The sequence below is a fragment of the Rhodovibrio sodomensis genome (assembly GCF_016583645.1).
In the GTDB taxonomy this organism is placed as follows: Bacteria; Pseudomonadota; Alphaproteobacteria; order Kiloniellales; family Rhodovibrionaceae; genus Rhodovibrio; species Rhodovibrio sodomensis.
On record NZ_NRRL01000044.1, the window covers coordinates 1 to 25,142 of the forward strand.

Here is a 25,142-nt window from a genome sequence, read left to right on the forward strand (position 1 = left end):
CCTGCTCGCCGACGATGAAGCGGTAGCCGGCATCGCGCTCGCACAACCGCTCGATCTTGCGGCTGGAGCGCACGCCCTGGCTGTAAGCGTAGATCAACAACGCCAGCAGGACCTTCGGGGCGAACGGCGCCTGGCCGGCGCCGCCCACACGGTGCTCCGCCTCGAACGCCGAGAGGTCCATGAGCTCCACCGCGTCGACCACCCAGTGGACGATATCGCCCGACGGCAACCAGTCCATCATGTCCACCGGCAGAAGGTATCGCTGGCGGCGGTCCGGGGCGCGGAAGAAACCCGCCATATCCGTCTCCCTCAGGGATGCGCCTACACCTGAGATAGAGTCAAACCTGCGTCCTGGAGTCAATTAAAACGCGAACCCGGACCGGGCGCGCCACGTGAGGGCGCGATTCTGCAACAGGCTCCAAAGACTCTGAGTATAAACACGAAGTTTGTACTTGGCGAGACAAGCAAGCCCCTGATCCGATTGGAACAATCGGATTTTAGGGCGATCACTCTCTGTCTACACCTATGCGCTGACGCCGAGCAACTCGAACGCCCGTGCCTGTAGCCGGGTCGGCCTCGTGGGCTGGTCGAAGCTGTAGTCCGGGTTGCTGGGCAGGCTGACGGTGTTGAGGCACAGCGTGCCCAGGTCGTCGAGCAGGCTCTGGAAGCTGTGCACGGGCAGGTCATCGTCGGTCCGCCGGGCAGCGGTCTTACGCGTGGCCGCCTCGGAGCGCTCGGCCGGCGCGACGATCGACCAGCGCTCGGCGTCAGCCCCCTCGGGGTCATGATCGTCGAATAGGATCGGGGCCAGACGCGCGCGCATCTGCGCCTCGACGTGATAGGCCAGCATGCACAGGAAGACGTGCGCGCGCACTCGCGGGGCCGCCCAGTGGAACACCGGCCGGATCTCCAGGTCGACGGTCTTCAGGCTGCGGAACGCCTGCTCCACCTGACCGAGCGATTTGTACGCCCCGACCGCCTGCTCGGCGGACAGGGTCTCGGCGGGCACGTTGGTGCGCACGACGTAGATGCCGTCGAGACGCGCCTCGGCGGCGATGCTGTCGGTCTTGCGCCGATAGGTGAAGCTGTCCTCGGTGATGGTGATCTCGAAGTGCTTGGCCATCTTGTGCCGATCGAGCACCGCCCCCACCGCCTGGCCGATCTCGGCCTCGCCACGCAGCGGTGCGCGTTGGCGCTGGACCGCCTTCTTGACCTTGTCCAGCGCGCGCTCGGTCGCCGCCAGCAGGGCCTCGCGCTTGCGCCCCCGCTCGTCGGCGAGCTGGGGGTTGCGGCAAACCACCAAGCGCTCGCCGGGGAACTGTTCGGGGGCGGCGATCTCCGCCAGATCGCGGTCGTCGAACAGGGACAGCTGCAGCGGCCCGTCGTCGACGAGCTGGCGGATCGCAGGCGCGCGCAGGGCAGTGATCCAGTCCAGCCCGGCGGGTGCCAGCTCCTCGCGGATACGCGCGCTGGTGATCATCCCGCGGTCGCCTACCAGGACCACGCGTTTGAGGCCGAAGCGCCGCTTGAGCTTGTCGATCTGGCTGGTAAGGGTGTTGGGGTCGGCGGTATCGCCCTCGAACACCTCGACCGCGATCGGCACGCCATCGGGGTCGCAGAGCAGACCGTAGACGATCTGCGGCCGGTCTGCGCGATGGTCGCGGCTGTAGCCGTGCCGGGCCAGCTCGCAGCAACGACCTTCCAGGTAGGACGAGCTGACATCGTACAGGGTCAGCGTCCCCTCGCTGAGATGCCGGTTGGCGAGCGCGGTCTCGATGTACGGCTGGCGCTCGACCAGCCAGTCCAGCGCGGCGTAGATCTCGTGCTCGCGTACCTCCCCCAGGTCCAGGCGGGAGCCCAGACTGGAGCTGGCCGTCTCGGGGTTCAACGCCCGCACGGTGGCGAGCTTGGAGCTGGGCGCAAGGATCCGCTGGACGATCATGGCCAGGACGAGATCCCGCATGCGCCGGTCGACCGGCCGGTTGCCGCGCCGGCCGATCAGCAGTTTTGGCAGATCAAGCTGCTCGGCCATCCCCAGCACCGCCGCCACATGGCCGTGCGGCAGGGAGCGCGAGATGGTCAGCGCCTCCTCCGGCCGCGGCACGGCGACCCCGCCTTTGATCAGGGTGCGCAGGCGCGCAGCCGCAGTTGGCACATTTCTGGTCAGCTCGTGTCGTAGCTGTCTGACATCATACGAGGAAGGCTAACACATACGTCCCCAACATCTGATCTTCGTCCACGATGGGACACCGAGATCCTAGAGCGTCGGCAGCGCGCCCTGATCCACTGCCTCGCACAGGAGTGGCGGCTCCGTTAACCGGGCACGTCACCGCCCGCTGATCAGGTGACGCATCTTCTTGTTCTGAAGCTGCGCCAACGCGCTTTGGAGCTGCTGAAGTTCACGCGCACACCGGAATGGGGGAATGCCGCCCCGCGCGGCGAGCTCGAACATCCGTATGGCTTCCGCAGCTGGATCGCCGAATCCAAACAAGCCGAACTGCCGAGGCTCGGCTTCGCTGATGAGGCTCTCCCGCCACTCGATCTCGGCATCGACCCTCTGCCGCCAGTCTTGCTTCACGGCCGCCCCAACGCGGCCGGAGTCTTCGGCGTCGCTGGTGATCCGGTCGCGCCAGGCTCTCGCCTGATCGATCATCAAGCGGAGTTCCCGCTGCAAGGCGTCTGCGTAAGCGTCGGTCGTTGTCGTGATGTCTGCGACCTCTTCGCGGGCGAACAGTCGCAGCTTCGGGATCTTGGACAACCGGCGCGCCGCATCGTAGCCCCCGATCGCGCCCGCAACAGGCGCCAGGATCGCGAGGTAGCCGCTTGCGATACCGGCTACACCGAACGCGGCCGCGGCGGCGACCGCGCCAAGCTTTGCGCCACCGGCCCGCATACCGACGTCGACCGCAACGTTTGCCAGCGCATGCGACAATCCAGTCGTCCGGCGCGCCACCGCGTAACCGTTGCGGACCAGCTGGATCCCCACTGTGATGACGGGGATATGGAGATCGAGAAGGTCGGCGCTTCCGTCCAGGCTTGATGTCGCCGTGTTCACGACGTCTGCGTGTCGCAGGCCGTCAACGGCCAGGACCATCGGGTCGTCTGGAAAATTGTCCGCCATTTCCGTGCTGGTCATGACCGGGATCTCGGGGTGGCGCGCCAAGTGCTCCTCGATGCCCGCAGGCTCGGCGAGGTTCTTCACCTGCACAGGCTGTCCGTTGACCAGCAGGTCCCAGCCCGGCTGGCTGGAACTGGCCGCGAATTCCACTTCCGTCCCCTGCTCCCGCAAAAGGCTCGCCGCGACCAGGTGTTCGGCAAGGTATCCCTGGAGCTGCGAGATATGCCCGGCCTGTTCCACGGCCGAACTGGCGAAGACTTCGGAAGCCGTCTGCGCGAGCGTGAAGATGTCCGAGAGGTCGGCGGCCCGAGCGAAGTCGATCGCCTCCACGGCCGTCGGATCGATGCGCGCCAGATCGTAAAGCAGGTCGCCAACCGTCACGGCCGCGTAGACCGTCGTTTCACCGGCGAGCGTTTCCCAGGCTTTATCTTCAGCGCTCCGCCCGTCGACAGCGGTATGCAGCGCCAACTCGACCGGCGTTTCGCGAAGCCGTTGCCAGAGCGACGGTATCTCCAAGGTCGCGCTCAAGCCTAAGCCTCCTCTGGCAAGCGGAAACACGGGTAGGCGCGCGCAATCTGCTTGCGTCGGCTGGCGTCGGCCGCAGAGAACTCTCGCCACCTCATTTCCAGGTGGGCCGCCAGGTCGCGGACGCCGTGGCCGGGCACCGCGTCGCGATGGGCCAGTAGGCTCGTCGTCGCCACTGTGGGCGGCAGCAGCGCGCGGCTCATATCTTGATCCAGCTTGCGATATCCCAGCGCCATCAGCCCAAGGCTGATCGGCGCCGCCCAGACTGCCAGGAACTGGACGAACGACGTCGCCAACACAAACGCACCGAACGGAAGACCGATTCCGACGGCGCCGGACAGCGCTGCCATCGCACTGGTCGTTGCCGTGTAGACGGCGAACCCGCCGATGTTGATCGCCCCGGCGACGCCGAACCCGAGCGCGCCAAGCGCCCCCGCTCTCTGCAACTCCTCTGCTGCGAGGCTATCGAGGCCGGCCGTCTGCCGGATACGTTCGCGCGCCTCGGGTTCCAGACGGGCGAGATCAGCCGCAAGAGAAGCCGCCGCGCGTTTGCGAAGTTTTTCGTCCGCCTCCGCTGCCGCCTCAAGGTTCCGGAACGTCATCGAAGCGATGTAACGGGTCAGATCGTCCAGGGTGGTGCCCGTGAAACGCTCGAGCTCCTCCGAACGTCGCAGGCGGGCCCAACGCGATGGCGCGGTCTTGGTGCGCAGCTGTTCAATAGCACGCGCCTCGAGCTGCCGGCACTGCTCCTGTAATCCAATCACGGTCGGCGTGCTTGCGATCGTCAGCCCGGCACGCTCGAAAACCACGGACAGCAGCATACCGGTCTTGTCTTGCGGCAGATCGAACCCGGCCTCCCGGCGCTCCTGCACCTCGTGAGCGTCGCGTACCCAACGCGCGGTCAATTCATGCACATCAGAGAACCTGGCGCGCCGGTCGAGCCAGCCGGCGGCGGAGAACAGCCGCTGGCGCAGCATCCAGTGTGCACGAGCGGCGAACCAAGCAGAACGCAGCTCATCGGCCTCCTGCGGGCTCATCCTCAAGAGCCCCTCGGCAAAGCTGCTGCGCTTCAAAAGACACCCCCTAAAATCATTGGAAGCCAGTACCGTCGCCTGGACCGCTTTACCAAGTGGTAGCGCGCGTTCTCGCTACCTTCCGACACAGTCCCACATTGTTTTCAAAAAATGTTAATAATCTAAATCCTAATTTAATGACCACCTTCGACCCATAAACCTAAAGCGCGAAACTTGCAGGCTAGACCCGACTCGATTTGAAGGGCTTCCTCATACTCTAGATTTAATAAATGATCGGTGAATGATAAAAGCACGCACTTACCAAAGTTTCTTACATACCGAGATGCTTTCCTACCGGCGAGATGTTTCTGAAATCTTACAGCTCGATCTAAACCAGTCAATCCCACGTAAATACCGGATATGTCACTCACCGGATCATGAAGAAGGATACAATATATGTTTTTAGTTCTCGTGCCCGCTGACTTCGCTTTTGTTCTAATTGCCGTATCGTAAGCATCATCAATCCAACCCACTGGGATTAAACCGTGACAAGATGCCATTTCCAATGCTAAATTCGGCGGAGAACTCTTTCTTCTACGACTAAATTCAGATAGCAAGAACGCATAACTTTCTTGATCTCCCCGCGCAGCTGCGAGAAAAATTTGAGTTCTCAGTTCATCCCCGGAATACTGAATATACTTCCTCATCATATTTCGAGCACAATTTAGGTTGGCGGTTCAGCGCAAGCACAAACTACGTCGACAAATCCGCAACAAACTCCGACCCCGGCTCCAATCCGCTCACCAGAACACGGTCGCGCGCCCGAGTGACCGCGACGTAGAGAAGGTGGCGCTCGGTTTCGAAGATCTCCTCCAGCTCTGCTTCCTCCGCTGCGGACTCGATCCGGCTTTGCAAGGGTAGGACCTCGTCGTCGCAGGCCATGACGGCGACGGCCTTGAACTCTTGGCCCTTCGCGAGGTGCATGGTGCCGATCACGACCTTGCCGGCGACGTCTTCCACGCGCTCGCTCAGGGTCAGGGCCTCCTGGCCGGCCGCTTTCACGGCCGCCCGCGCCCGGTCCAGTTCATCGCGGGTGCGCACGAAGACGCCGATCTCTTCCGGCGCCGCGCCGGCATCGACCGCCTGGCGGATCCAGTCAGCGACGTAGGCATTTTCGTCCGCCGTGCTATCGAACAGGCCGATCTCAGGCTCGGGGCCGTCGAAGACCGACACGGTGCCCTTCCGGCTCTCCTCGTAGCCGTCGACGTCGCGGACCTTCATGGGCAGCAGCTGATCCGCCTTGCGCTTGATCTGGTAGCTGGTCCGGTAGTTGACGCGCAGCGAGACCGACCGCCCGCGCACGTCGACACCTTGCGACAGCCAGGAGTAGGGCTGCTGGAAGATCCGCTGCCCGAGGTCGCCGGCGAAGAACAGGTTGTCGGGCCCATCGGGCACGATCGCCGCCATGAACCGAAGCTGCGGGATCGAGATGTCTTGCGCCTCGTCGATCACGGCGTGGTCGAACGGCTTCCGGCTCTTTTCGCGGTAGTGCGCTTCCGCCTGGGCGACCGCCTCCGCCCAAGTCACCACGTTGCGTTGACGCAGGATCTCTTGCGTGCGGGCGAACACCTGCCAGAGTGCTTCGCGTTGGCGCCCACCAATCCGGGTCTTGCGGCCGAGCCGCGAGACGTCGCGGTAGGCCTCCCAGTCGCGCAACTGCCAGGCGTCGACGACGGACCGCCACTCGTTGAGGAGGAAGCGCTGCGAAAAGCGCGTCTCGCCGGTCTCCTCGACAGCGCGGTTCAGCGCCGCTTCGATCTGGGAGCGCGAGGCGATGTTTGGCTTGCGGGCGAACGCAAGTTCGTAGAGCTGGTGGCCGATCCCGTCGACGTAGCCGACCGTGATCCGGCGCGCGGTCTCCGATTCGGCGTCGACGAGCCGCCGCAGCTTGAGCCGCAGGGCGTGCGCCAACGGCTTGGAGAAGGTCGCCAGTAGCACGCGCCCGTCCTGCGAGCGCTCCGCCAGGCGGACCGCCCGGTGCAGGGCGACCACCGTCTTGCCCGTGCCGGCGGAGCCGCTGACGCGTGCCGGCCCGCCGAACCGGCGATCGACGACCTCCTGCTGAGCCGGATGCAGGAAGACGGTCCATTTCTCCCACGGGAACTCGAGCGCATGCCGCAGCGCGCCGGCATCCTCGAGAACGCGGAAACGGCGCTGGGCATCGGGGTGCTCGAACGGGTCCGTCGCCCCCTCGCCTTCGGGCTGCGCTTCAGCAGACGTCTCAAGCTTGCCGGTCTCGGCATAGGTGAGCAGCGCCTCGCTCGCCTCCTCCGGCAGATGGTCGATCAGATCGAAGAAGCTCGACTCGTCCGCCGCTTGTACCGCAGGCACCCAACTCTCCGGCACGCCGACGCCAAGCAGCCGCTCCGCGTCCAACCCGTCGAACAACCGCCGACCGCCGGTTTGCGCGGGGTGTGCCTCCTCACCGACATGCGGAACCGCCGGTGCCGCCTCTTCAGTTTGCCGCTCCACGACCTCGACGATCTGCGCGGCGCCGGTCTTCGGATGCGCTTCGATCCGCCGCCGTTCGGCCCAGGCGTAGGCGTCGTCGTGATGATCGACGTAGCACAGCATCATGCTGTCGTCGGTCTTGTGCACGACGATGCGGATGTCGTCGTTCACGCGGACAGTGTGGAAACGCCTGTCCTTGGACGCCTTGACCGGGTGCAGGTTCAGCCCCGGGCGCTCCGGCTCCGCCTGCAGGTCGTAGGCGGTCATCTTCGCCTGCTTCTGCTCGGCGGCCTGAAGCCGACTCAGGCTATCCTGGAACGACTTGGCGATGCGGAACTGCATCAACCTTTCTCACTTAAAACCAATTATCAGTTTCCTTTAATCTGGTTCCAAGCAAATATAGGCCGCTGTGGGTATCGAGGAGGCTGCAATCGTCCACCCCCTTCAACAGATACGTCATGAGATCATTGTTGTCGTAAAGCGCTCCTGGCTCGAAAGCTTCATCGTCCAGATCCGTACCGGATGGTTCGCGCGGAAGCACATTGGCTCTATGCAAGATTCGCAATGCAATATGAATCGGCCCACCCGGTGGCAACACGACTTCCGGCGACAGAAGCTGTGCGCCGAGCCCAGGATTAGAGAAAAGTGCAACCATAAACATAGCAGTCGCGTTCCAACTACCGACGTATCGAGGTCTATTCTTGCTGATTAGAGGGCTGAACCATCTGTTCTGGGCGTTTCTATACCGAGCCAGATCGGATGGAAGCGATTGCGGCAACTTAACCCATTCAAACATGACGTTGCCGCCACGCAGAGAATCTTCGATTGGTTGCGGCCCACGCTCCCAATGGTAGGTTTTGGCTAAACTCAGATCCTCATCGTTCCAATCTGTCATTAAACGCACGGCATGTTCCGTAAAATCTAGGTCAAGCTTAGCGAGATGACCCCATGCCAGACCTACGGCATAGCAAACATGCCAAGGGTTACAGTCTGAAAATTCCGCAAGATGACGTTGGCTCTCCTCAGTTGCGAATACGTTCAGCTGCTTTCCGCGATCACGAGTTAGTTCGCCGACACGCACCGGCGCCGGTCCCCCACGAGGGCCGCCGCCCAGATCACAGAGTCGGTTGAACTCCCGCTGAGTGTCGTTGACTGGGTTGCTGATTTTCATACCGCCCCCCCGATGCGTCTCCTCCAGATGTCTGCACCCTACACGTCAAACACCTGCATAACTTCATCGCCGAAGTGGTTGATGACCTTGACGGCGATGCGGCCGGTGTCGGGGCGGGGGAAGGGGCGGGAGACGTCGCGGTAGAGGGTGGACCAGGCCTCCTCGTCGATCTCGGCCTTCAGCGCGGTCTTGAGCGACTTGTAGGGGTCCTGCGCGCCCAGGAAGTAGGCGTGGCGGACGAAGAAGCTCTCTTCGTTGTAGTCGGTGTCGATGAACCAGGCGGCGATGTCCTCGGTGCCGCCGGCGCGCACCTCGCCCTTCTGGGGATCGAAGATGTCCAGGCCGCGGATGCGCACCTGCAGCTGGCCATCCTCCAGATGGTCGATGTCGACGTCCGGCTCGCCGAACACGACGAACAGGTTGCCGCTGCCGGTGTTCTTCAGCTCGTCGGCCATGTGCAGATCCGGGTTCATGCGTGCGCGGATGACCCGGATCGGCCCCAGCTTGTCGAAGTCGGTGGCGTGGGCGTCGTAGTTGAAGGCGCAGGCGATCAGCAGATCAAAGCCGGCCTCCGAGGCTTCCCGCGCCGCCCGGACGAGGTCCGCGCGCGCCACCGTACCGAACTCCGGCCCGACGAAGATCGCCGCCTTGCGCTCCGTCTCCCCCTCCATGAAGCGCCCGTCGGCCGCGATCATGTCGCCCGGCCACGGCGTCAGGCTGGTGAACTCGATCCGCTCTTCCTTGCTGCTCTGCTGCACGCCGGAGAGCTTGAGGTGGTCGAGGACGATCTGGGCGAAGTCTGGGCGCTCATCCCATTCGTCCGGCCGCCGCTGGCCGCGCTGCGCCGATTCGCCCCCGGAGCGCGGGCCGCCCTCGACCGCGCCGACCTCGTCCCACAATTCCCTTTCGTCCCCTGGGACGACGCGGTGCGGCGACAGGCTCTCTACAGTAAATGGGCCTGCGACCCTCACTCGACCGGAGTCTTCGTAGGGCTGATCATATAAAACTTCCTGCTCGGAGTGCCGAGCAATAGAATCATCAACTTCTTTTTGTCTAGCTTCTAACGATTCCCAGAACCTCCGCACCGCGTTTTTCACATGTTGTGGTGCGTCGCCGGGACATTCTTCAGGAACCTGATACTCTTCTTCTATGTCTTCTTTCCACTCCCGAATTCTCTCGAAACACCCCTCGATACTTGGTCGCCATTTTTCCCAGATCGAATCAATTTCTTTGTTGTTTGCGACGTCTTTAAGGCGCACATAGGGCACCCGTCGGTAAACAAACCCATGTCGTACGTCTCCGCGCATCTCTCCAGCGCTCGGCATCCGACCAGTTTCTTCAAATTCTTTTTCTTTCCCTTCTTCCGTATCTTTGAGGAGATAATACGGAAACCGCCTCCCCATTAGACGAGCCCGCGTCAATGCGAGCGCAACCCGGCTTGTATCGACTACAATCCAACGCCGAGCCCACTCTTCGCCGACAACCGCAGTTGTCCCTGAACCAGACGTCGGATCTAAAACGATATCGCCCGGATCCGTCGTCATTAGTACACACCGTTCAATGAATTTAGGTGCAGTTTGGACTACATAAATTTTTTCTGAAGCTGCTGGAGCATCTGTCCACGAGTTCTCGTAACGAATTAGACGGGAATCGTTTGCATATCGTTTGAAATATAGACTGCCTCCCAAAGCAAATATGCGATTTGCTTTTTTTAGCCGTTCCATTCCCTCCAAATTTGTCCGCCAACTTTTGTTACCGAATGGTTTGAACGTCTGACCCTGAAACTCAAAATTGAACATACAACTCGGGGTAAAGCCAGAAGAGGTCAGTGTAGACCGCCGAAAGAGTCCTTCTTCTCCAGAGGGACGACTGTCCGTACGCGCGAGGTTTTTGTAACCAAACTTTGTCTTTACATCGCTTACAAAGCGGTATTCGTTATCTCCCTGAAATTCCTGTAATTTATAAAGCGGGCGGAACTTGAAGTTATTGCGATCTTTTGCGTACCACAATATATAGTCGTAAACGTTCGGAATATCTCCTTGACCTAATGCACCCATGCTTTTGAAATTTATTTGAGAAACGAAATTTTCTGAACCAAATATCTCGTCTAATAACGACCTGACTCTGTGAACATTTTCATCTCCTATTTGGACGAATAACGATCCGGTTTCAGATAAAAGGTCACGCGATACGGTCAAGCGATCTCGAAGATATGTCAAATATGAGTGTATACCTCTGCTCCACGTATCTCTAAATGCTCGCACCTGCTCAGGTTCACGCGATATTTGGTCAATTTTACCATCTTTAACGTCACGACTTCTTGTTGAAACCTGCCAATTTGAATTAAATCTGATCCCGTATGGCGGATCGATATAAATACACTGCACCTGCCCGCGCAGCTGCTCCTTCTCCGCCAGGCTCGCCATGACCTGGAGGCTGTCGCCCAGGATCATGCGGTTGGTCCAGTTCTGCTCGTGGGCGTAGAACTCCGTCTTGGCCTCGGGGTCGTCGAGGCCGTTGAAGTCGGCGAACAGGTCCGGGGTGTCGTCGTCCTGTTGGCGGTTCTGCTTCGACCGGCGCTTTAGGTCGTCGATGATCGCCTTGGGGTGCACCTTCTCCTGGATGTAGAGCGGCGGGGCGACGGTGACGAGGTCGGACCAGTCCTGCTCGTCCTTGCCCTTCCAGACCAGCTGCGGATCGAGGTCGCGGTTGCGCTCCCGGTGGGTACCGGGCTCGAGCGGCGTGTCGCGCAGGTAGCGGACCTCCTCCGGCGCGGCGTCCTCGTGCTGCTCGGCGAAGGACTGCATCTCCGCGGTTGGAATGTTCCGCCGCTTCGCCTCCTCGTGCGTCAGCGTCTCGACCTTCTTCTCGCCTTTGGTCTTCTTCGCCATGGCTTTGCGTTGCTCGCTTTCGAACTCAGTCGGTTGGACTGCAATGGCCGCAACGGCGGACGTCGCGGCGCTTCGTGTTTTCGGCAGCTACCCAGGCAGCCGCAACGTCTTGGTAGGGACCAAGCCACTCGCCGTTTTGGTCACCGGCGCCAGCATGCATGCCGCGACCCTCGTTGCAGTACGGGCATGACCCGACGTGGACAACGGCCTTGTCTCGCGTCCAGTTCTGATAGACCCAGAGCGTACGCTCCGATGGAGCGGACCCGCAGGTGTTTGATGGCTTCGGCTCGACTTCGGTGCCAACAGGCGGCCGCTGATCGCCACCGGCGTGAATAAAGAGGTTCAGCGTGCGTAGTGTATCGTCAGCGAAGTAGGTCCGCTGCCCGCGGATCGCGTCGCCGATCTCCGAGATTAACTCGCGAAAGTCCCAGAGGAGGATCCCGGCAGCCTGTGCCTGCTCCTCGGCGTCCGCATCCCAGCCCCAGGTCACGATGACCTTGTTGTAGGCCCCGGGCTCAAAGCCGAATTCCCGGAGCTTCGCGACCACCGTCGGTGCTTCGAACTTCTGCTCCACGAAGAAACCCACGGTTCGCCGCTGCTTTGCCTTATCAACGCGCTGCTTCGCGGCCTCACGATCGTAGGGCTTGCCGGTCAGCTTTCGGAAGGACTGCGAGATCGAGATGCTGACTTCGATGTGGTGGCGCGCGTTCGAGACCGGATCGATCGCCAGCAGGTCGATCTCGTTCTGCCCGTCGCAGCGCACGTTCGGAATGGTCGCCCATCCCTTCACATAACGCACGTAGGCTTCGACGATCCGCTCGGTGGTTTCCATCGTGGGCGGTCGCGTCTCTACTCAGCCGCGGCTTCGGTTTGCACGAACCCGTCGACCAATTTGGCGAAATCGTCCTTGAGGTCGTAGACGCTGCGGAACTCGGCGAAGGCCCAGCGGCCGTACTTGCCGAGCGCGTTCACGCCGGGGACCCAGCGGTGCTGCATCGTGTCCGCCTTCAGCTGGGCGTCGCCCTTGCGGAAGCCCTTGATCTCGACGACCAGGTTCAGCGGCTCGTCGCCGCCGTCGTCCAGCTTGACGATGAAGTCGGGGACGTACTTCCGCGGCGTCATGCCGTCGCGGTACGGTACCTCGAAGCCGAGCGCCTGGTTCTTGACGTAGGCGACGACCCGCGGATGCTCCTCCACCACGCGCGCGAACTCCGCCTCCCAGTCGCTGTCGCAGATCACGTAGTTGATGTGCGACTTGGCCTGGTGGGTGGCGTAGCGGGTTTCCTTGCTCGTCGTGAAGGCGACGTGCCGGGTGGTGCCGACCGGGTTGTAGGGCGCGGACACCGCCAGCGTGCGGCGGCCGCCGGCCTCGGTCGCCTCGCACGCCAGGCGGATCCGCTCGGCCGCCTGGTCGGCCATCTCCCGGTACATCAGCTGGGCCGGGAAGGTGCCGCCCCGGCATTTGAGATAGCCGCCGTCCAGCCATTGCCGGACGATCCGCTTGAGCTGGCCGAACAGGTAGGTCTTCGGCTCCCCGCCCGGATCGCGGAACTGCGTGAACAACAGGTGGGAGGCGAGGTTGTAGACCACCGTGCTGTAGCGAACCTGATCCAGGTGCTCCAGCGTCAGGGTGTTGTCCTCGCCGACGATGCCCTCCAGCAGGACCTCGCACGGGCCGACCTTGTCGGGCGTCAGTTCGAGGACGGAGTTCTCGCCGAACTGCGCCTGCAGGCGCTCGTTCGGCAGCTCGATGCGGTAGCCCTCGATCCGCGGGAAGCGGATCTCGAGCTCCGGCTTGGCCTCTTCGCGCTCGCGCACCGCCTGGACCCGGATCGTCTCCTTCGGCGGCGCGGGCGGCGCCACCACGGGCTTGCTTGCGAAGTCGAACGGGATGCCGAGGATGTCGGCGTACTCGGGGTTGAACAGGCCGTTCTCGTTCAGGTCGTAGGACTGGCGGCGCAGGGCGCGGCCGACCACCTGCTCGCACAACAACGCGGTCCCGAAGGCGCGGACGCCCAGGATGTGCGTGACCGTGTTGACGTCCCACCCTTCCGTCAGCATCGAGACGGAGACGACGCAGCGGACCGTCTCGCCCAGCTGGCCTTCCTTGCCGACGGTGTTCATGACCTCGCGCAGCAGGCGCTTGTCGTCGACCTTCTCTGCCTCGGCCGCGCCCTCGCGTCGGGCGACCTCACGCTTGAACTTCTCGATCTCGGGTGCCGCAGCCTCCCGGAAGTCCTTGTCCAGCGCCTCGTCGGACTCGAGCTGGTTGCTGTCGATCAGGAGGGTGCGCGGGCGGGCGAACCACTGGCCGTGCTCGTCGTGGTTCTGGAACAGGTCCAGGCGGCCCTTGTGGAAGTGCTCGGCGCCGCTCTCGTCCTCGCGCGTGAAGCCGGAGATGTAGTCGTAGACCAGCTTCGAGGTCGCGGTGTTGTTGCAGACGATGATGAAGACGGGCGGGACGGAAACGCCCGCTTGGTCCCACAGATCGAAGACGTTCTTGTAGTGCCCGTATAGGGCGTCGATCGCTGTCTGCAGCTCGGTCGGCAGGTTTAGCGGGTCTTGCTCGCCGGCCTTGCCCCTGCCCTTCTTCGGCATCTTCTTGCCGATGTGGTCCCAGAGGTTCCGGTAGATCGGCACGTCGCTGGACGGCAGGTTGTCGGATACCGGGATGCGCGGTAGCTTGACGATCCCGCACTCGATCGCGTCCAGGAGCGAGAAGTCGCTGACCGTCCAGGGGAACAGCGTCCCCTCGGCATAGCCTGACCCGCGCAGGAAGAAGGGAGTGGCGGAGAGGTCGTAGACCGCACGCACGCCCAGGTGGCGCTTCACCGTCTCGACGCCGTTGATCCACAGCCGCGCGGCCTCGTTGTTCTGCTTGGCCTCGTCCTTGTCCTCGCCCTTGAGGTCCTCGACCTCGTTCGTGCCCGGCTTGGCGCGGTAGCAGTGGTGGGCTTCGTCGTTCAGGACGACGACGTTCTTCATCGCCATCAGCTCGCCCATCACGCGCTGGAGCATCTGGCCCTCGGTCTCGGTCGTCTCGACGTCCTCCTCATGGCCCTTGAGGAGGGCGCGACCAACCTTGGACAGCTCCATGCGCTCGCGGCGCTTGAACTGATGGTAGTTCGTGATGACGATCTTGGCCTTCTGGACATCGGCCAGCATGTCCGCGGGCACCAGCTCCCGATGCTGGTAGTAGTTGTCCGGGTGGCTGGGCTGGAGGATCTGCAGCCGGTCGCGGATCGTGATGCCGGGCGTGACCACCAGGAAGCCGCGCGTAAACTTGCGGCTGTTGGGCTGCCGGACCGCGTTGATCGTCTGCCAGGCGATCAGCATCGCCATGACCGTGGTCTTGCCGCTGCCGGTCGCCATCTTCATGGCGAGGCGCAGCAGGTCCGGGTTCGCGGCGTCGTTGGCGCCCTCGATGTGGTTCCAGAACCGCTTGCCTTCGCGGGTGGTCTTGGGCGCAACCTCGGTCAGCCAGATGATCGTCTCGACCGCCTCGCGCTGGCAGAAGAAGGGGCGGACGCCGTTGAACTCGTGCTCCCGCCAGTGCTTGAGCAGGCGCTGGGTCGCAGGCGTCACGCCCCACTGGTCGGGGTTCGGCAGCTCGCGCCAGCGGTCCACGTGCTGGCGGATCTCGTTGATGATCGGGGTCGGGTTGTACTCCTGCTCGGCGTCGCTGACCCCGGTCTCCTGACCGTAGACGAACTCGGTCTGCTCGGTCTTCTTGCCCTTCTGCTTCTTCGACTTCGGCACCGGCGTGATCAGGTCGGACTTCCGCCGCCCGTTGATCGGCGGGCCGCCGGTGGGCTGGCCATTCTCGTCCAACGGGTGGTGCCACTGCGGCACCTCGTAGGGAGAGTTCAGGATCGGCTGTTCGAAAAAGCGCTCACTCATAGGCCCGAAAACCCCCCGCGCGCGGGCGAATCGCCCGTGCTTACGGCCCCACGTTAGGCGCGCACCCCGCCCCGCGTCTACAACGGTTGCGCCGCCAGGAATGCCATTGCGGTGGCGACGCGATTCTCGGCGGAAACGGGGTTACGTGTCGGCCTCACCTTCAGGCGCGTGAGTGGGCGCTGGGCCCGACGCGAAATCTTCGTCGTGGGTCGGTCCCTGACCTCGTACATGATGCCACCAATCGGGCGACAGCGATGCCAAGAGGCCATCGGCATTTGGGACGAAGTCGGCGAGGCTCCATGCACCCTCCCCGCCGACCTCACGCGGGCCAGGCACGCTCACGGCGGGGTCCGCCGGCGTGCCGTTGCTGGGCCTCTCCACCGATCGCTTGCGATCTTCAATGATCTGCTGCCGAGCCACGCGAGGTTGCGGACTCTCGGAGATTCGGCGCCTCAGACCGAATCGGTCGCCGACCTCGGAATGAAAGCGATCCAGGAGCGCTTCCAGAGCCTTGCGGCCTTCCGCGCGGGCGACCCCTGGCGCCGCGCCCTGCGCTCTCGCGGCTCGCTCAGCAGCTTTGGCCGGATGCAGGTCATCTGCCCTATAGCCCGGCACTCCGCTTGGAATGGCGAGCACATGCATGTGCATGTAGCTCTCGTCGACATGCGCGACCGCGGATGCGACCTCGCCCCCTTCTTCGGCAAGGTACCGCTCAATGAATGCAATGGCTTGCTCGAAGTACTGATCGACAAGGGCCTTCGCTGCCGTGTCCGTTTCGTAGGTCGCGGGCGTCACGGGCGTGCTGACCACGCAGCCGACAAGCACCCGTTGGTCGCGTCTGGGTGCCCGGCCTCGGGCGTCACGCGCCTCTGGCACTTCTCGGCTAAGCCGGCGCTTGACCTCGCGTGGCCGACGGCCGCCCAGGATGATTGGCGGTCGCGGGCCGGCGACACGTCGGTGCCCTTCTGGGGCCAAGTCGTCGACATGCTCCCGATACTCGCAGTCACGCTCGATCTCTGCCACGAGATCGGACACCGTGGCACGGCGTGTGCGCGCTTTCTTGGCGCGGTGTAGGCCATACGTCTCGAACCTGAGGAAGATTCCTTTTGCCATCGTGGTAGCTCATCGGACGACATCATCGCCTTAAGTATGCGGTCGCAGCTTGCAAGAGACAAACCGGCCTCCAGCCGGGAGGCGCTAATCAGGCCCCAATGGACGCCAAGCCGCGCGCTCCCGCGGACGCGCGCGGATTTACCGGATAGGGTTTTCTTCCGCGGGTTTCGTTTCGGCTTCGTGGCAGTAGGCGCCTCTGTTGGTCCGAGAAACTTAAATTTTTATATCGATATATATATCAAAATTTAAGCTCTTGCTTCTAGCCAGTGTAGATTCCCGATTCAAAACTGCCGAAAACCGTTACAAAGCTTTCGAAAACCGTTTCAAAAGCTCAGATTTTCGATTCGCCTCTCCCATTTACCGTTTCAAAAGCCAAATTTCCCGTTACGAGATCCAATGTTTCCGATTCAAAACCGTATTTTCCCGTTACCAACTCGGAATTTCCCGATTCAAAAGCGCAATTTTCCGATTCGTTTGAGCAATCAGGCGAAAACCAAGAGCCGTAAGCACCTGACGCGGAGATGCGTGCGATGCGCATCAACGCAGGGGCACGGCGTTGGTAGGCGGGCTAGAAGCCTGGTTGACCACGCTCGTGCAGGTGTCCCTCGGGCGCCGATGCACAGAGCGGCGCGGCAACGCTGTTCCTCAAGAGCCGAGCAAATGCGTCGCTTGCCCCGACTCCGCACCGAAAGGCGTGATGCTGGCGGGCGCGTGCACGTGCCGCGAGCGAGCGCGAGTCGGAGCGATGAGCGAATACCAGTACTACGAGTTCGTGGCGGTCGACCGCCCGCTCGGCGAGGCCGACCAGGCTGCGCTGCGTGCGCTGTCGTCGCGCGCGCGGATCACGGGCACGAGCTTCACCAACTACTACGAGTGGGGCGACTTCAAGGGCGATCCGGTGGCACTGATGCAGCGCTGGTTCAACCTGCACCTGTACTTGGCCAACTGGGGCACGCGGCGGCTGATGATGCGGCTGCCGGCGCGCTCGCTGGACCCTGCGCGCCTCGAGCCGTTCCTGCAGGAGGTCGACTGGGTCGATGTCGAGACATTCGGCGAGGATTTCCTGGTCGATTTTCTACAGGAAGACGAGGAGCCGGACGCGGACTTTGACGACGGGAGCGGCTGGCTGGCCGCCCTGGCGCCACTGCGGGCGGATCTGCTGTCCGGCTACTTGCGGGTTTTCTACCTCGTCTGGCTGAGCGCGGTGGCACAGGGCCTGCTGCCAGACGAGACGCCTGAGCCGCTGCCCGGGATCGGTCCGCTGTCCGGCGCGCTCGACGCCTTCGCGGCGTTCTTCGGCATCGACGCGGACCTTGTGGCGGTGGCGGCAGAGCGCGATGCGGTCGACCGGCCGCCTTCGGGGGACGCCGCGCGGATGCAGGTGGCGGCCTTGCCCGAAGAGGAGAAAACCGACCTGTTGGTGCGCCTGGTCGAGGGCGATCCCCATGCCGGGTGCGCGCTCCGCGCGCGGCTGCGCGACGACGATGCCGGGGCCGCGGCGGTGCGGCGCACGGTTGGCGAGCTGCGCCGGCGCGCGCAGGCCCGCGCGGAAGAACGCGCCCGCGCCGCCGCCGAGCGTCGCGCGGCGGAACAACGTCGCCAGGCCGAGGCGGCAGAGCGCGCGCGCCGGGCCCGGCTGGACGCGCTGCGTCAGCGCGGCGCCAGTGCCTGGCGCGACGTTGAGGCTGAGATCGCGCGCCGTAACGCCGCCGCCTACGACCGCGCGGCCACGCTGCTCGCCGATCTGAAGACGGTCGCCGCCGAGGACGGCACGCTCGACGCCTACGCCCGCCGCCTGGAGGACCTGCGCGCCCGTCATGCCCGCAAGCCGAAGCTGCTGGCTCGGCTGGACCGCTTACGGGCGGGTTGAGCCGCAGCCACGCGCCGTCGCGGCCAGCATCGGTCACCCGACTCGTGATGTCATCAAGGCAGATGGTACACGCCGTGGCCGGGAATGCCCGGACAGCAGTCGACATGGCCGGTTGTGGCGTCAGCAGGAGATGACCCGAAGCGGCCGTTGGGGAATGAGACCCACCGCTTGTTTTGGAGCGCAAATCGTTCTTGCTATGCGTGAGGGTGCTTCGGCTTGGAGCCCCAACACCGATCGGCGCGCCGAATACCTGATGGAGAACTGCCAGGTCAGTGTCACTCCGTCGCCGATGCACGCTAGACGCGGCGCGGCATTAGGTGCCGAAGATGGATACCTTGTCCTGCCAAACTTGGATCAGAAAGATGACCCAGGCCAGAATGATAAGCAGGGACAGCGTGCTGGCCCGCACCTCCGCCCGCAGCATGCGCCGAAGCAGGCGGGCCCAGCGCTGCGACGGTGTCTCCTGACGATGGTTCTTGCCACGTCTGCTCATCGGCATTCGACGGTAGCAATTTCGTAGGAGGACAGCCATCTTAATGTGGGTAAATCGAGAGCGAGCGTGTCCAATTGCGTGTTTTGGTTACGGGAGGATGCGGTTTCATCGGCCACCATCTGATCGCACGTCTGGCCGAGCGTAACCACGACGTTGTGGTGCTCGACGACCTCTCGACCGGCGTGGTGTCGCGGCTGCCGAAGGGGACCGCATTGATCCAGGGTGATGTCGCAGACCGCGCCGGCTGCGATCGCGCGATGGCCGGGGTCGAGGCTTGCCTGCATCTGGCCGCGATCGCCTCGGTCCAGGTTTGTCAGGAAGACTGGACGCGCGCGACGCAAGTCAACCTTCTGGGCACGGTCAACGTGCTGGCCGCTGCGGCAGCTGCCGGAAACGTGCCGGTGGTCTACGCCTCCTCGGCGGCCGTCTACGGCGACCTGCCGCCGCCGGCGGCCGAAGACGCGCCGTGCCGCCCGCTGGGCAACTACGGCGTCGACAAGTTCGCCGGAGAGCAGCACGCCCGCGCGGCCGGCCTGGCGACCGGGCTGCCAACCTTCGGGCTGCGTTTCTTCAACGTCTTCGGCCCCGGCCAGGACCCAAGTTCGCCATACAGCGGGGTGATCGCGCGCTTCGCCGATCGTCTGCGCGCCGGCGACGTGCCCACCATCTACGGCGACGGTCAGCAAAGCCGCGACTTCGTCTATGTCGAGGATGTCGTGGCGGCTATCCTGAGCGCGCTGGAGCGGACCTCGGCAACGGCGCCCGTGGTCAACGTCTGCACCGGCCGCAGCGTCGATCTGGTGACGCTTGCCGCCGAGATGTCGGAATTGCTGGGACAGGCGCATGCCCCAAGCTTCGAGCCGGCGCGCCCTGGGGACATCCGCCATTCGCGCGGCGACCCGGCGCTTGCAGAACAGCTTCTTGGGGTGCGGGCGCAGACGCCGCTGCGCCAAGGGCTGCAGGCGCTTCTCGCCGACCACTAGTGCCCCCGCCTGACTGGCCCAATCGCCCCCGTCAGCTCACCGACTCGTTGTTGGCGATGAAGGCCTCGTAGGGGAGGTTCTGCACGAAACGCGCCAGCGCGATGTAGGCGGTCAGGAAACTGAGCCCGGTGGCGAACATGACTCCGAACCCGTAGTAGGCATAGCCGAGTTCGATCGTGATGTAGGTGAAGACGCCGCTGGTCACCAAGAAGAACAGCTGCAGACCGAGCGCCAGACGCCGCAGGTCGAAGTAGGCCAGAACGACCAGGACGAACATCATCAGGGTCTGGAAGAACGACGCGATGACGCCGAACCGGAACATCGTCAGATGGCTGAAGTCGATCCCTAGGATGTCGTAGACTTGGCTGGCCCCGAGCAGGAAAAACACGGAGATCGCCCCCTGGATTACGATCAAGTTGCGCATCCCGGCGGTCAGGGTCTCGATCAGCAGAGTCTGGTTGCGGCGGATCTGGCTGAAGGTCGCGTGGTTGAGCAGGTCTTGGTAGAAGCGGTGATAGCGCTCGAAGAAACTGGTCTCCACGATCACCATGAACAGCGATAGCCCCGGCACCACGGTCAGAAACGCGGTAAACATGGCGCTGTCGTAGGCCGGGTAGATCACCAGGCCGCTCTCGTGGACCGTGCGCTCGGGCGCGAGCAGCCACATCACGAACTTGTCGACCCATAAAGCGGCGTTGTAGACTAACCCGCTGATCGCAAGCAGCCAGTAGGTCCGCAGGCCGCGCAGCAGACTTTTCAGCCGTAGCGGCCCTGGCGGGTACTCCGCGTATACCTGGCCGATCAACGCGAAAAGTGTCACCGTAAGACCGGCGTTGAAGCCGAGTAAAAGGCCGAACGTGCCGAAGTCGGGGGCCAGCGTGATTGCAAGCGAGGTGCCGAGCACCAAACCACAGACGAACGACAGCGTGACCCGGTTGTAGGTCTTGAGAACGGTCAAAAAGATGCTGACCGTCCAGATCGCCGAGATCAGCAGGAAGTTGATGCAGGCCGCCAAGGTGATCGGCAGAGAGAACCGCCCGTACCCGGCGTAGAGCCCCACGGCCAGCGGTAAGCCCAGCAGCATCACCAGGGCGACGGCCGTCAAGAACACCCCGGCACAGTCCTCCAGCCGCTTAGCGAAGATCAAGTCGGAGATCTGCCGCGTGGCGACCAACATGATTGGCCCGCACATGAGCAGCGACAGCGCGAAATTGTAGATCACGACCAGGCGGAAGGTCTCCAGATAGGCCGTGTTCACTAAGCCCTGGCCTGCCAGGCTAATGGTCCCCAGCGCGAGCACCGTGGCCAGCCACGGGCCCGAGGTCGTTACCGAAGCGTGCCCGTAGGCGCGGATGATGCCCGCGACGTTGTCCTGGCGCGTCAGCTGGCGTAGCGTGAATCCGATGCCTGCCATGGTGTCAGCTCTCCAGCGCCGGCTGCCGGTCGAGCCCGGGGCCGGTCTCGGCGCTGATCGCCTCGGCGTAGATATCCCGGTAGGCGGCGTGCATGTTGGCCTTGTCGTAGTATGTCCGGGTCCGCTGGCGGGCGGTGCGCGCGCAGCGGGCGTACCAGTCCGCGTCCTGGTACAGGCGGATCACCGCCGCGGCCAGATCCTGCGGACTGGCCACCGGGACGACCGTTCCGCTCGGCCCCAAGCGCGGGTTCTCGTAGGGCAGCCCCTCCAGCATCTCGCGGCAACCGCCCACGTCGGTGGCCACGGTCGGAATCCCGGCCGCCCCAGCCTCCAAAATGGTGAGCGGCTGCGATTCGCTTATGCTGCTCAGCACCATGACGTCGACGTCACCGATCTCGGCCTTCACGTCGACCTTGCCGCGGAACCGGAAGCGCCGCGTCAGCCCGAAGTGCCGCACGAGTTGCAGGCAGCGGTCGTAGTATTCCGGCTCCTCGTCGGTCGGGCCCAGGACCTCGAACGTCACGTCCGGCAAAATGTCCGCCATCAGGCTGCAGGCCTGGATGAAACTTGCTACGTCCTTGATCGGCACCACGCGCCCGATCAGGGCGACGCGCCGAGAAACAGGGGCCTCGACGCTGCGCAGCGCGCCGTAGGCGGCCGTGTCGATCCCGTTGGGGACGATGGTCACGCGATCGCTCGGGGCACCGTCGGCGATCTGAAGTTTACGGTTAATGTCGTGCAGCGTGACGATTCGGGCCGAGGCCTCGTAGCAGGCCCGGGCGTACGAGGCGAAGGTGTTGATCCAGAGGTCGCGCAGGTCCATCGGGCGCTGGCCCAGGTTGAGCGAGGGCGGCACGGTGTCGTGGAGCCAGTTGGCCATCGCCAGCTCGACCCTACGCTCGTTGGTGTACAAGCCATGCTCGCTCAGCAGCGCTGGACGGCCGGTCTCCAGGCTGCCGCGTGCCGCGATCAGGCCTGCATAGCCGGTGGACACCGCGTGATACACCCCAGCGTGCGGTAGATCCGCGAGCAGGCCGGCATAGAGGCCGCCCACCAGCGTGCGCCACGACCAGAAATAGTCGATGTACGAGAGCTCGTCGTGGTTCGCCTCGTACATCCGCACGACCAGGTTCCAGGCCGAGTTGGAGTTCAGCAGCGCGTGCCGCCCGGGACGCTTGGGCGCGGTCCGGAAGCTTGCCAGGATTTCCCGGAACGCCTCCAGGCCGGCCGGTCCGATGGTGATACGGCGCAGCGGGGCCTCGACCTCGCGGCAGATCCGCTCGGCGGCACGCAGATGCTTAGGTCCGTCGGGCAGCCGCTGAATGTGCACGTTGCGCCGGCCGACGACGTTGTCCGGCAGCTGGTAGCGATCGACCAGCTCCATGTTGCCGGCATGCAGGCATACGAGCGCGAACGACAGATGGCTCTGGCCCTGGATGATCTCGTGCACCCACGCGGACACCCCGCCGGTCACGTACGGGTAGGTCCCCTCCAGCACCAGGCAGACGTCGACCGCGGGCCCGTCAGGGCTGCTGCGATCATGTCGTGTGGTCACGGCGCGCCTCCGACCAGACCTTAATCGCCTCGCGTATCGCCACCGGGACATCCTGTACGGAGATCTCCCGGTCTGCCCGAGTACACAGCCGACGCAGGTCCGCGTAGCGCCCGCCGCGGTAGTAGGCCTCGGCCAGCCAGGCAAACCAGGACGTCAGGTCCTGCACCTCTCCGGGCATGTCGTCGATCAGGCGCAGCGCGTCGAACGGCTCGCGAATGCGCAGCAGCACACGCACCAGCCGCATCCGCGCCCGTTCGTCGCCCGGGTCGATCTCAAGCAGGCGGCGGTACAACCGAACCGCCTGCTCACGATAGCCGCGCGCGACCGCGGCCGAGAGCAGCCCGGTGTGCGCGAAGTCGTCGTACAGCTCCGCCAGCGCGAAGATCGTGTCCGGATTGTACGGATCCGCTTCGTAGGCGTGATGCCGTTCCTGCAGGGTGTCCGCCAGACGGCGTTCGACCCCCGCGGCCACCCCGGCGGCCTGGGCCCGGATGGCCGGGTCGCGGTCGCTCAGCGCGCGGCGCAACGCCTCCGAGTAGCGCGGGCGGAAGTTGCGGGCCAGGAACGATACGATCTGGATGCGGTCAGCCGTCTTGCCGCGCGCCAGCACATCGACCAGGGGCGCCACCTCGCCGCGCAATTCCAGCCGGGTGCGGCGGTTCCGGTGCCGGGCATCGCGCTCAAGTTGATCCTGGCGCGTAACCGAGCTGGTGGGGAACAGCAGGGCGTACCAGCCAGCGCCGCCGATGCGCGCCCGCAGCCCAACCTCGCGCAGCAGGAAGGCGATGCCTGTTCCAAGTGTACCGAACACGAAGCCGAGCGCGCTGGCCAGCGCCAGGGTGGCATGCAGACGGGGATCTTCGCGGCGCGGCGCGAATGCCCAGGCCGCCAGCACAAGGGTGACGAGTCCGTGGGCCGCGAGCGCGCCGTTCAGGCTCAACCGGCCGGCCGTGAAGAAGTACACCAATGCGCTTTGGACCGACAGAACAAGCAGGATCACGAGCGCGACTTCCAGCGTGCCCAACAGACCGAACGGATCCGGCGTGGGTTCGGCCTCGTCGAACTCAGGCGCCTCGAAAGCCTCCAGCTCGAGTTTGGTCACCTCAGGCATGGCGCTTGTCCCGGGCCTCTTGCCGCTGCGCCGACGCTGGGGCCGGGACCAGGTCGAACACTTCGAACACCACGTCCTTCGTCGGGTCGCCGCGCGCCAGACCGGGCTTGATCTCCTGGATCAGCCGGTCGCGCACGGTGGCGGCATCCGCGGCACCGGCCAGCGGGAGCAGGATCACGAAACTGTTGTTGCGATCGGCTTCGGCGAACGCCAGGTCCGTCTCGCGCAGGATCCGAGCAGCGGCCTCTGCGACCGCTTCGGCAAGGGAGGCGTCGCTCAAGTCGTGCGGGTTGCCCCGCCGACGGATGCGCAGCTCCGCCACGGGGAAGCCGCGGCGCTTTGCGATCGCCGTCAACACGGCGCGCTGCTTGTTCAGAAAACTGCGTGAATAAAGCGGCAGCGTGTCCGCGAGCATCGCGTGGCGCCGGTTGCGGGCGTGCAGTTGCGCCTGCGACCAGGTGGCAGCGATCCAGTCGGTCAGCGCGACGGCCAACTCGATCGCCGCAAAGCTCAGGTCGGTAAACTCGATCTCTTCGACCTTGAGCATACCGATGACACGCTCGGTGCGCGCGTCGCGCATCGGAATGGCCAGCACTCCCTGGCCGTCAAGGATCTGCTCGTCGCCGGGATCGTTCAGCACGACCCGGCGCTGCTCGCCGACCACCGCCTGGAACAGCCGCGAGTCGGGCCCGATCCGGTGAGGGTACCGCTCGACCGGATCCCAGCCCTCCTGCACGGCGACCTGGAGCTCGCCGTCGTGCAGGAACGCGATCGAGGCCTTGTCAGGCCGAAGCAGCCTGCGGAGGGTGTCGAGTCCGCCTTGGAGAACCAGGCCGGGGGCGCGGTCGTCGATATCAGCGGACAGTGACAGCACCGCGGTGGTGGAGTTGGCCTCCGAGGCGATATGCTCTTCCAGCCGGTCGACCGCACCGCGCGCGGTGGCGTAGGCTTCGCTCAGTTCGTCGGCGCGCCGTTTTTCGTTATCCGCGCGCTCCTGAGCGTCGGCTTTCTCGCGCCGATGGCGCATGGCCAGTTCGCCCGCCAGCACGGCAATCATCAGCCACAGCGTCGGAAGCTTGGCCAGCATGAACAGGTACTCGAACTCGTTCTGGTCGAACGCCTGGTTCGGCAGGTCGCCGGACATCAGGACGGCCGACCCCGCGACGGCAGCCAGCAGCGCTGCGTTGGTGCCGTACTGAACAGCCGTGACGATCACGATCAGCCAGATCGGGTGCGGGCTGATCTCCCAAAACCGATCGCCCGCAAGCATCCACTCGTCGACCACCACCAGAACGAGCATGAAGACCGCTATCTCGACCAGCGCCGACGGCGCCAAAAACCAGCGCTGTTCGGTGTGCTCGGTAGTGGAGGTCTCTTGAGCCATGGCTGTTGAGCTGTCTTACGTGGCCGATTTTCCCAGCGGGATTGCCTGGGGCCGAGATGGATTTAGCCGTCTAACTCAAAAAAACCATTA

Annotated in this window: 17 protein-coding genes; 3 read left to right on the top strand and 14 right to left on the bottom strand. The window is 64.0% G+C overall.

What is annotated here, in order from left to right; translation table 11 throughout:
- The 9 genes from CKO28_RS15015 to CKO28_RS15055 form a co-directional block, all read right to left on the bottom strand.
- Positions 1-298 (bottom strand): transposase (locus CKO28_RS15015; RefSeq protein WP_200341615.1); only part of this gene is annotated, 298 nt, incomplete at its 3' end.
- Positions 299-523: 225 nt separating this feature from the next.
- Positions 524-2,155, bottom strand: coding sequence for an IS1634 family transposase (locus CKO28_RS15020; protein WP_200341616.1), 1,632 nt, complete (start codon positions 2,153-2,155; stop codon positions 524-526).
- Positions 2,156-2,326: 171 nt separating this feature from the next.
- Positions 2,327-3,646, bottom strand: coding sequence for a hypothetical protein (locus tag CKO28_RS15025; protein WP_200341617.1), 1,320 nt, complete (start codon positions 3,644-3,646; stop codon positions 2,327-2,329).
- 2 nt (positions 3,647-3,648) lie between these two features.
- The gene (locus CKO28_RS15030) at positions 3,649-4,716 is read right to left on the bottom strand and encodes a hypothetical protein (protein ID WP_200341618.1); all 1,068 of its coding nucleotides are present in this window, start codon (positions 4,714-4,716) and stop codon (positions 3,649-3,651) included.
- Between the two features lie 693 nt (positions 4,717-5,409).
- Positions 5,410-7,509, bottom strand: a complete 2,100-nt coding sequence (locus CKO28_RS15035; RefSeq protein ID WP_200341619.1) for a UvrD-helicase domain-containing protein — start codon at positions 7,507-7,509, stop codon at positions 5,410-5,412.
- A gap of 13 nt (positions 7,510-7,522) precedes the next feature.
- Complete coding sequence (locus CKO28_RS15040) at positions 7,523-8,338, bottom strand: hypothetical protein (RefSeq protein ID WP_242480583.1); 816 nt, start codon at positions 8,336-8,338, stop codon at positions 7,523-7,525.
- Positions 8,339-8,376: 38 nt separating this feature from the next.
- On the bottom strand, positions 8,377-11,229 hold the full coding sequence (locus CKO28_RS15045; protein WP_200341620.1) for a site-specific DNA-methyltransferase: 2,853 nt from the start codon (positions 11,227-11,229) through the stop codon (positions 8,377-8,379).
- A gap of 25 nt (positions 11,230-11,254) precedes the next feature.
- Positions 11,255-12,061 (bottom strand): hypothetical protein, encoded by an 807-nt coding sequence (locus CKO28_RS15050; protein WP_200341621.1) that lies wholly within the window; start codon positions 12,059-12,061, stop codon positions 11,255-11,257.
- A 17-nt stretch (positions 12,062-12,078) separates the two neighbouring features.
- Complete coding sequence (locus CKO28_RS15055) at positions 12,079-15,129, bottom strand: BPTD_3080 family restriction endonuclease (protein ID WP_200341622.1); 3,051 nt, start codon at positions 15,127-15,129, stop codon at positions 12,079-12,081.
- A 480-nt stretch (positions 15,130-15,609) separates the two neighbouring features.
- Between CKO28_RS15055 and CKO28_RS15060 the strand changes: the two genes are divergently transcribed.
- Together CKO28_RS15060 and CKO28_RS15065 are read left to right on the top strand one after the other, a co-directional pair.
- A complete protein-coding gene (locus CKO28_RS15060; protein WP_200341623.1) occupies positions 15,610-16,203 on the top strand; it encodes a hypothetical protein in 594 nt (197 codons plus the stop codon).
- Positions 16,204-16,987: 784 nt separating this feature from the next.
- Positions 16,988-18,112: a hypothetical protein gene (locus tag CKO28_RS15065; protein ID WP_200341624.1), complete on the top strand. Its 1,125-nt coding sequence runs from the start codon at positions 16,988-16,990 to the stop codon at positions 18,110-18,112.
- 313 nt (positions 18,113-18,425) lie between these two features.
- On the opposite strand, the gene CKO28_RS15070 is transcribed toward CKO28_RS15065, so the two are convergent.
- Complete coding sequence (locus CKO28_RS15070; protein ID WP_207168832.1) at positions 18,426-18,611, bottom strand: hypothetical protein; 186 nt, start codon at positions 18,609-18,611, stop codon at positions 18,426-18,428.
- 77 nt (positions 18,612-18,688) lie between these two features.
- Between CKO28_RS15070 and CKO28_RS15075 the strand changes: the two genes are divergently transcribed.
- Positions 18,689-19,588 carry an NAD-dependent epimerase/dehydratase family protein gene (locus CKO28_RS15075; RefSeq protein ID WP_242480586.1) on the top strand — a complete coding sequence of 300 codons (900 nt, stop codon included), beginning with the start codon at positions 18,689-18,691 and terminating at the stop codon, positions 19,586-19,588.
- Between the two features lie 31 nt (positions 19,589-19,619).
- Here CKO28_RS15075 and pelG read toward each other — a convergent pair whose 3' ends face one another.
- The 4 genes from pelG to CKO28_RS15095 are packed head-to-tail and all read right to left on the bottom strand — an operon-like array spanning position 19,620 to position 25,052.
- A complete protein-coding gene (pelG, locus tag CKO28_RS15080) occupies positions 19,620-21,002 on the bottom strand; it encodes an exopolysaccharide Pel transporter PelG (protein ID WP_200341627.1) in 1,383 nt (460 codons plus the stop codon).
- A 4-nt stretch (positions 21,003-21,006) separates the two neighbouring features.
- On the bottom strand, positions 21,007-22,557 hold the full coding sequence (gene pelF, locus CKO28_RS15085; RefSeq protein WP_200341628.1) for a GT4 family glycosyltransferase PelF: 1,551 nt from the start codon (positions 22,555-22,557) through the stop codon (positions 21,007-21,009).
- A complete protein-coding gene (locus CKO28_RS15090; RefSeq protein WP_200341629.1) occupies positions 22,541-23,668 on the bottom strand; it encodes a tetratricopeptide repeat protein in 1,128 nt (375 codons plus the stop codon). Before CKO28_RS15090 ends, pelF begins: the two co-directional genes overlap by 17 nt.
- Positions 23,661-25,052 (bottom strand): GAF domain-containing protein, encoded by a 1,392-nt coding sequence (locus CKO28_RS15095; protein WP_200341630.1) that lies wholly within the window; start codon positions 25,050-25,052, stop codon positions 23,661-23,663. The genes CKO28_RS15090 and CKO28_RS15095 overlap by 8 nt, the downstream gene beginning before the upstream one ends.
- Between the last annotated feature and the right edge of the window lie 90 nt (positions 25,053-25,142).